Origin of the sequence: Streptomyces sp. NPDC002785, from assembly GCF_040295565.1 — a bacterium.
In the GTDB taxonomy this organism is placed as follows: Bacteria; Actinomycetota; Actinomycetes; order Streptomycetales; family Streptomycetaceae; genus Streptomyces.
Genome location: NZ_JBEOVN010000288.1, coordinates 1 through 7,020 on the forward strand (window position 1 = coordinate 1; position 7,020 = coordinate 7,020).

Below are 7,020 nucleotides of genomic sequence, written 5' to 3' on the forward strand. Positions count from 1 at the left end.
CCGGTATCCACCGGGCCTTCACGTTTGAGTAGCGGGGACAGGATTTGAACCTGCGACCTCTGGGTTATGAGCCCAGCGAGCTACCGAGCTGCTCCACCCCGCGTCGGTACGGTGAACTGTACGGCACCGACCCGGCTTGGCCGAATCGGCTTGCGCTGGAGCCCACAAGAGGGGCGTGAGCTGGAACAGTCTGGCCGAGAGGTGCGGACCCAAGTCCGAACGGGTAAGCCAACTCGCAAGGGGCCACGGGGGACGGGTAACGCGGCGGCGAGGGCGGAGGCGGTGTCTCCCAGCCGGGGTTCCGCAGCTGTGCGGCGCTCTAGTCCACGAAAAGGCTGGCTGACCTGGGCTGACCTGCTGCAATACACTTCCGCCGACTGTGTCGGCGTGTGTCTAGTCCTGGAAACACGCGCAGGTCAGCGGCTTGCCCGCCGGTCCCGACGGGCAAACAATGCCAGCGTCTCCGGCCAGACAAACAGCCGCGTTCTGGGTCATGCAGACCATGATCCGAAACCATCGAGGTGCTCCTTCAGGCCGTGGGCATCCAGTAGCGTGGTGGCTGCAACTTCCCGCCGTTCCAGCCCACTTGACCGGCGAAGCGCGCTGACCAGCAGGAACGCCAGCGCCTAGACACACGCCCGTTCGGCGTGCCATCACGCATACCCCCAGGCCAGAGCCCCAATTCGTGGACTAGAGCACCCACTCAACTGCGGAACCCCGGCCCAGGGTCTGTCCGTCAGGCGGAGCAGCCGGCCGGGGATGCGGCGATCCGTTCGATCGTGTCGCATGCGTTGGAGTCTGATGATCACGCAGCGTAAGGGCGCGTGGGGAAGCGAAGGGTGCGACGTAGACGAACTTCTGGACGAGCTTTACGTCACGCCGCCGCCCGATTTCGTCTCCCGCCGTGAGGAGCTGGCTGCCGCGCGAGTCACCTCGGCCCAGTGCGGCATGACGAAGACGCCGAAGTTGCGGACGTCCGCCACCGTCCCGGTCAAGATCTCACCGCGCCGGATGGAGCATGCCCGCGAGTTCGCAAGCTGCTGAAGATCCGCGATTTTGACGACGGGGACCTGCAGGACCTCTTCGTGTACGAGGTCGACGGACGCGAGGTGCAGTTCGTCCGCCCCGCCGACACCAGCGACATGGCCTGGGCCGTCTACGACTTGGTCCAATACCGGGGCATGGTCTACGCCGAGCCGCACTGCAACGGTCCGCTGTGGCGATTCAGCGCGAGCGCCGCGCGGCACCGTGAACTCGCCGAGGCCGTCCGGGCCCTGCGCCGGCCGTAGCCGTCGGACCAAAGGGGGCCCAACCTTGACCGTCCGGTCCGGCGGCCCGCGCAGACTCAACGGCCGAGGCCGCGTCCAGCAACGGTCAGGCGCCGGTCTTCTTGCGCATCTCGCCGCCGCGGGAGCGGAAGGTCACTCCGGCGTCGGCGAGGAGACGGTGCACGCCGCCGTAGGAACGGTTCGTGGCTTCGGCGATGGAACGGACGGAGTCACCCTTTTCGTACCGCTCTTTGAGTTCGGCGGCGACCTGGTCGCGGGCCGGGCCCGCCATCAGTTTGCGGGCCGGTGTCTTCCTGGACATGAGCGATTCCCTCCCAGAGAACGACAGATCAGACCATGATCGCGTGCGATAGAGGGCTGAGGCCACCGATTCGGCCGAACTGTCACTGTCCGCCGGTACGGTGGGCTCATTCCAGGAACAGCAGGTTAAAGGGGCGGTAGTCATGGCGGGCGAGACACTGGCGACGGTGGTGGGCAACCTTACCGCCGACCCCGAACTGCGCTACACCAACTCCGGTATCCCCGTAGCCGGGTTCACGATCGCCTCCACCCCGCGCCACTTCGACCGCGAGCGCAACGAGTTCATCGACGCAGAGCCCCTGTTCCTGCGGTGCGCGCTGTGGCGACAAGCTGGCGAAAACGCCGCGCAGTCGCTCACCCGCGGCATGCGCGTCATCGTCCAGGGCCGTCTCAAGCAGCGCACCTTCGACGACAAGGAAGGCCAGCGCCGCACCGTCATGGAGATCGACGCTGAGGAAGTCGCCGCCTCCCTCACCTACGCGAAGGCGGCCGTCACGAAGGTCACCCGCAGCACCGGCGGCGCCCCGCCCCGCCAGGGACCAGCCCCTGCCGCGGAGTCCCGTCCCGCCGGGCAGGCGCAGGCTCCCGCCGGTGGCGAGCCGCACCCGTTCTGAGCCCAGCGATACCTGGAACGGGCCGCGAGGCTCTGGCAGCACAGATGTGCACCGGCTCGTGGCAGCAGGCGCTCGGCGCGTTCGCCGCCGTACCTCAGCGCACCGCGGCGGCCTGAGCGGAGCGTCGTGGATCTTTCGGCCGAACTGGGCGCGATCAGCCCGCCCCGTTGATGCCCGGCTGGATAGCGTGGCCGGATGGCGAAGAGGCTCAAGAAGCGGGCCGAGCCTCGCATACGGCGCATCGGCGCACAGCGCGTCATCGACCGTTCGGGAAGATAGCCGAGGCGGCTGAGCTGGCACCTGGGCAGCGTCGGGCGGTGCGGCCTCGTGTAGGTCGTATTACCGATACCGTGCGGTGTCTACGGCGTCAAATAGCGGGCGCCGAAATCTGGAGGCACCACCCCATGCTGATTGCTCAGCGTCCCTCGCTGACCGAAGAGGTCGTCGACGAGTTCCGCTCCCGGTTCGTGATCGAGCCGCTGGAGCCGGGCTTCGGCTACACCCTCGGCAACTCCCTGCGCCGGACGCTCCTCTCCTCGATCCCGGGTGCGGCTGTCACGTCCGTCCGTATCGACGGTGTCCTGCACGAGTTCACCACCGTGCCGGGCGTCAAGGAAGACGTCACCGACCTCATCCTCAACATCAAGCAGCTGGACCTCTCCTCGGAGCACGACGAGCCGGTCGTGATGTACCTGCGTAAGCAGGGTCCCGGCCTGGTCACCGCTGCTGGCATCGCGCCGCCGGCCGGCGTCGAGGTGCACAACCCGGACCTGGTGCTCGCCACGCTGAACGGCAAGGGCAAGCTGGAGATGGAGCTGACCGTCGAGCGCGGTCGCGGCTACGTCTCCGCCGTCCAGAACAAGCAGGTCGGCCAGGAGATCGGCCGTATTCCGGTCGACTCGATCTACAGCCCGGTGCTGAAGGTCACGTACAAGGTCGAGGCGACCCGTGTCGAGCAGCGCACCGACTTCGACAAGCTGATCGTCGACGTCGAGACCAAGCAGGCCATGCGTCCGCGTGACGCCATGGCGTCGGCCGGCAAGACGCTGGTCGAGCTGTTCGGTCTGGCGCGCGAGCTCAACACCGACGCCGAGGGCATCGACATGGGCCCCTCCCCGACGGACACCGCTCTCGCCGCCGATCTGGCGCTGCCGATCGAGGAGCTCGAGCTCACCGTCCGGTCGTACAACTGCCTCAAGCGCGAGGGCGTCCATACGGTCGGTGAACTTGTCGCCCGCTCCGAGGCGGACCTGCTCGACATCCGCAACTTCGGCGCGAAGTCGATCGACGAGGTCAAGGCGAAGCTGGCCGGCATGGGCATGGGCCTCAAGGACAGCCCGCCCGGATTCGACCCGATCGCCGCCGCCTTCGGCGACGCGGACGCGAGCTTCGTCGAGACCGAACAGTACTGAACGCTGCGCCGGGTCGCGCGGAGCCGGGAGTCGCCTCCCGGCTCGCACGGCCAGTCAGGCAAACGGCCACATTACGGCAGCTCAGATGCCCTGCCAGTCATATCCGTTGTCGTGCGGCGACCACTACGGGAACCCCCGTCCCGGCGGGCGGCCAGCGCCGTGCGGGCCCGGTGGTCGATCTCGATGAGGTAGGGGGCGACGAAGCCGTGGTAGTCCGCTTTGCGCCTGGTCGGTAGATCCCGCCAGCCGGTGATGCGGCCACGGCAGTGGCGCGCACCGCACCGGCAGCGGGCGGCGAAGTAGTCGACCGAGTAGTTCCGCATCGCATAGTCGAAAGTGATCTCCTCGCCGGCGGTTATGGGTGCGCGGGCGACGAAGTCGTGCGCACCGCTGGAATTGAGGCGGATCCCGCAATTCGGTTCACACGAGTGGTTCACCTTCGGGACGAGCCCGCTGTGCAACACGAAACGTTCCGCACCGACCTGGGAGGCGTGGGAGTGGTTGCGGTCCAGTTCACGGTCGATGACACCGACCATCACCGTCTCATCGATCCGGAAGGGCCGGGTGGCGAAAACACCCTCGCCTTTTTCGTGTGTTCCCCGAAGTTCGAAGCCGTCATCCATCGTCGCCTGCTCTCTGAGGGGATCAGCACGCCCGCGGCTGCTCTCGCCGCGGGCACGACAGATCGACGCGCCGCCGAGGATCTCCCCGACCGCGGTCCGCTGATCCTTGCATCACACCCGATCGGCCATGGCCCTTTCAGGACCGGACGATCACTGTCAACGGCCCCGGATCGGCCACCACCGGCTCGCAAAGTTGATCTTGCGCACGGGCGTGGGCGGCTCGCTCGGCGGTGAAGGTGCGCTGGCGTTGTCACGTTGTTGGGTGTGTGGGTGTCTGACGGTGTGTCGAGGTGTGGTGGGGCCGGGTGCCGGCCCTGGGCTCAGGCCGCGGTGGGCCGGTCGGTGACGCCGGTGATCTGCTCCCAGATGGTGAAGCGGACGGTCATTTCGGCGCGGTGTCGGGTGCCGGTCATCAGGTGGCGGTGGGGTCGGAAGTGAGGTGAGATGCCGCTGAACGCGGACAGGAACCGCTGCGCGGCGCCGACGCTGCGGAAGCCTTTCATTGCCCGTTGTCGGCGTACGGACTTAGATCCCCAGTTGCGTACCTTTCTTCGTCCCCACCTGTCAGGCCACGTCCGTCTCGCGCTCGATGGCCTGGAGGCGGTTCTTCAGCCGGTAGCTGGGCCCGTTGATCGGGACGACTTCGCAGCGGTGAAGGAGGCGGTCGAGGATGGCGGTGGCGAGGACTTCGTCGCCGAAGACCTGGCCCCATTCGCTGAAGGTCTTGTTCGAGGTCAGGATGATCGAGCCCTTCTCGTAGCGCTTGGAGATCACCTGGAACACCAGGTTGGCCTCGGCCCGCTCCAAAGGCTGGTAGCCGACCTCATCCACCACCAGGACGCTCGGCCGCAGGTAGGAACCGAGTTTGCTGGTCAGACGCCCGGCCGCCTCGGCGGCCTTGAGGTTGCGGACCATGTCGTCGAGGCTGGTGAAGTAGATCGAATAGCCAGCCCGGCAGGCCGCGACCGCCAGCGCGATGGCAATGTGCGTCTTGCCGACCCCGGGCGGCCCGAGCAGGGCCGCGTTGGCCTTGGCCTCGACGAAGGACAGGGTGGCAAGATCCTTGACCTTGCGCGGGTCGAGTTCGGGCTGGAAGGAAAAGTCGTACTCATCCAGCGTCTTGTGGTGCGGCAGGCGGGAAAGCCGCAGGCCCTGGCGGAAGCGGCGGTCGTCACGGACGGCGAGTTCCTCGGAGAGGACCAGGTCGAGGAAGTCGAGGTAGCCCAGCTTGCCCTCGTCCGCGCGACGGGCGAACTCGTTGATGGTTTCCGCCAGATGGGGCAGGCCAAGCTTCGCGGCCGTAGTGCGGATCCGGTTGCCGGTCAGCTCGCTCAAGATGGTTCCTCCGTCGTGCGGTGGGTGGTGAAGGGGCGGGTGCCGGTCAGCTCGTCATAGACCGACAACGGTCGGCGGCCGACCTCGACGCGGGTGGCCGCAGCCCGGTTCAGCAGGGCCTGCAACGGTCCGGCCTCTTCACTTAGGGGGCGGTGGTGACGTGGCTGGACGGGGACTTCGCCGGTGGTCGTCCGGCGTCCCTTGCCGGTGGGCAGCCCGTCCCAGTGCGTTTCCTCGACCACGCGGGCCCCGCGGCCGACCGCTCGGGGGTGCATGGCCAGCAGTGTTCCGCCGCGGGAGTCGGGGACCGTGGAATGCAGCATGACCTGCGATTTCGTGGCCCGGATCTCGACAAGCTGTCGAGGGTGGACCTTGCGGGCGGGCACCGAGTAGAGGTTGCCGCCGAACGCGATCAGGCAGTCCTTGCCGACGGGCCGCAGGTGCCGTTCGGCCACGAGATACGGGGCCGGCGGCAGCGTTTTGAGGGCTGCGTGGTCCCGGGCGGCACGATGCCCGATCACCTCACGGTGGGTCTTGTGGATCTGAGCCCGCCGCTGCGGCACCCAGGTCGTGAACGCGGCGTCCATCTCCTCGATGGAGGAGAAAGCCCAGCTTCGCCGGGCGCTCTCATGGGTGTTGGTGGCCCCTTGACCGGTGGGTCGGCGGCTTCGGTATAGGGAAGTCGCGAAGGCCGGACTGGCACACCGATGTCACCTGACTCCCGCACCCGCACCTCTCACGTCCCGCCCCTGCTCGGACGGCGTGGGCGGCCGGTTGCGTTAGGCAGCTCCCGGAGGGCGCGCTTGGCTGCACGCAGCCGAGGCGCCGGCGAGTGTGCCCATGGCGGATGCATCGAAAGCGTGGTGCGGGCAGCGCGTTGGCTACTGTGGACTGGTGGATGCCGCGAAGATCGGTCTGCTGGGGGCAGTCGCTGCTGCTCTGATCGCAGCGCTGGCTGCGACGATCGGCCCTCTGACTGTTCAGCACAGGAAGGAACGCGCTGACAGCAGGCAGAGGCTGGAGGACGCCGTCGCCCGAAGAATTGACGTCGTCAACAACGCCGGCGTGTGCTGCCGTGCGTGGCTTACCTTCCTCGTCCGCGTCCTGGAGGACGCCCAGGCAGGCAGAGTGCTGCCTGTCGACGACTTCGACGAGAAGAGCGAGCCGCTCAGGTCTGCTGCCGAGAGCGCCCTCGCTCAAGCGGTACACGCAGGCTATGAGTTGCTCGACAGCGAACTGGCCCACGCTCTGCGTTCCGTGGAGTCCGCGGTGCGCAGAGCGTTGCTGAACCCCGTCCACGCACCAGTAGACCAACTGCGGGACCAGGCAGACGCCTACTTCGCACCCAGAGAGCTAGTAGGGCTTTGTTAGGTACCCCGGATAATCAAGCAGGAGTAGGGTTGTGATCTTCTTTCAGGTGTGACTCCTGAGGAGATGGAAGAGGTCC

General features: G+C 67.2%; 9 protein-coding genes, 1 tRNA gene and 1 pseudogene. 5 read left to right on the plus strand and 6 right to left on the minus strand.

Annotated elements, in window-relative coordinates:
- Positions 1 to 29: 29 nt before the first annotated feature.
- A tRNA-Met gene (locus ABTZ94_RS35245) sits at positions 30 to 103 on the minus strand.
- A 698-nt stretch (positions 104 to 801) separates the two neighbouring features.
- Here ABTZ94_RS35245 and ABTZ94_RS35250 point away from each other — a divergent pair.
- Both ABTZ94_RS35250 and ABTZ94_RS35255 read left to right on the plus strand, forming a co-directional pair.
- On the plus strand, positions 802 to 1,044 hold the full coding sequence (locus ABTZ94_RS35250) for a hypothetical protein (protein WP_351207158.1): 243 nt from the start codon (positions 802 to 804) through the stop codon (positions 1,042 to 1,044).
- Between the two features lie 41 nt (positions 1,045 to 1,085).
- Positions 1,086 to 1,289, plus strand: coding sequence for a hypothetical protein (locus ABTZ94_RS35255; protein WP_351207160.1), 204 nt, complete (start codon positions 1,086 to 1,088; stop codon positions 1,287 to 1,289).
- Between the two features lie 85 nt (positions 1,290 to 1,374).
- On the opposite strand, the gene ABTZ94_RS35260 is transcribed toward ABTZ94_RS35255, so the two are convergent.
- Positions 1,375 to 1,590 (minus strand): helix-turn-helix domain-containing protein, encoded by a 216-nt coding sequence (locus ABTZ94_RS35260; RefSeq protein ID WP_351207162.1) that lies wholly within the window; start codon positions 1,588 to 1,590, stop codon positions 1,375 to 1,377.
- A 142-nt stretch (positions 1,591 to 1,732) separates the two neighbouring features.
- On the opposite strand from ABTZ94_RS35260, the gene ABTZ94_RS35265 reads away from it, so the two are divergent.
- The gene (locus ABTZ94_RS35265; RefSeq protein ID WP_351207164.1) at positions 1,733 to 2,203 is read left to right on the plus strand and encodes a single-stranded DNA-binding protein; all 471 of its coding nucleotides are present in this window, start codon (positions 1,733 to 1,735) and stop codon (positions 2,201 to 2,203) included.
- Positions 2,204 to 2,607: 404 nt separating this feature from the next.
- A complete protein-coding gene (locus ABTZ94_RS35270; RefSeq protein WP_351207166.1) occupies positions 2,608 to 3,615 on the plus strand; it encodes a DNA-directed RNA polymerase subunit alpha in 1,008 nt (335 codons plus the stop codon).
- Positions 3,616 to 3,686: 71 nt separating this feature from the next.
- Here ABTZ94_RS35270 and ABTZ94_RS35275 read toward each other — a convergent pair whose 3' ends face one another.
- The 4 genes and pseudogenes from ABTZ94_RS35275 to ABTZ94_RS35290 all read right to left on the minus strand — a co-directional run bounded on the left by ABTZ94_RS35275 (position 3,687) and on the right by ABTZ94_RS35290 (position 6,160).
- The gene (locus ABTZ94_RS35275; protein WP_351207168.1) at positions 3,687 to 4,238 is read right to left on the minus strand and encodes an SET domain-containing protein-lysine N-methyltransferase; all 552 of its coding nucleotides are present in this window, start codon (positions 4,236 to 4,238) and stop codon (positions 3,687 to 3,689) included.
- 320 nt (positions 4,239 to 4,558) lie between these two features.
- Positions 4,559 to 4,756: pseudogene (locus tag ABTZ94_RS35280) on the minus strand (IS6 family transposase); the annotation flags it as partial.
- Between the two features lie 46 nt (positions 4,757 to 4,802).
- A complete protein-coding gene (gene istB / locus ABTZ94_RS35285; protein WP_351207170.1) occupies positions 4,803 to 5,573 on the minus strand; it encodes an IS21-like element helper ATPase IstB in 771 nt (256 codons plus the stop codon).
- Positions 5,570 to 6,160, minus strand: a complete 591-nt coding sequence (locus ABTZ94_RS35290) for a Mu transposase domain-containing protein (RefSeq protein ID WP_351207172.1) — start codon at positions 6,158 to 6,160, stop codon at positions 5,570 to 5,572. The genes istB and ABTZ94_RS35290 overlap by 4 nt, the downstream gene beginning before the upstream one ends.
- 307 nt (positions 6,161 to 6,467) lie before the next feature.
- On the opposite strand from ABTZ94_RS35290, the gene ABTZ94_RS35295 reads away from it, so the two are divergent.
- Positions 6,468 to 6,944 carry a hypothetical protein gene (locus ABTZ94_RS35295; protein WP_351207174.1) on the plus strand — a complete coding sequence of 159 codons (477 nt, stop codon included), beginning with the start codon at positions 6,468 to 6,470 and terminating at the stop codon, positions 6,942 to 6,944.
- Positions 6,945 to 7,020 lie beyond the last annotated feature (76 nt).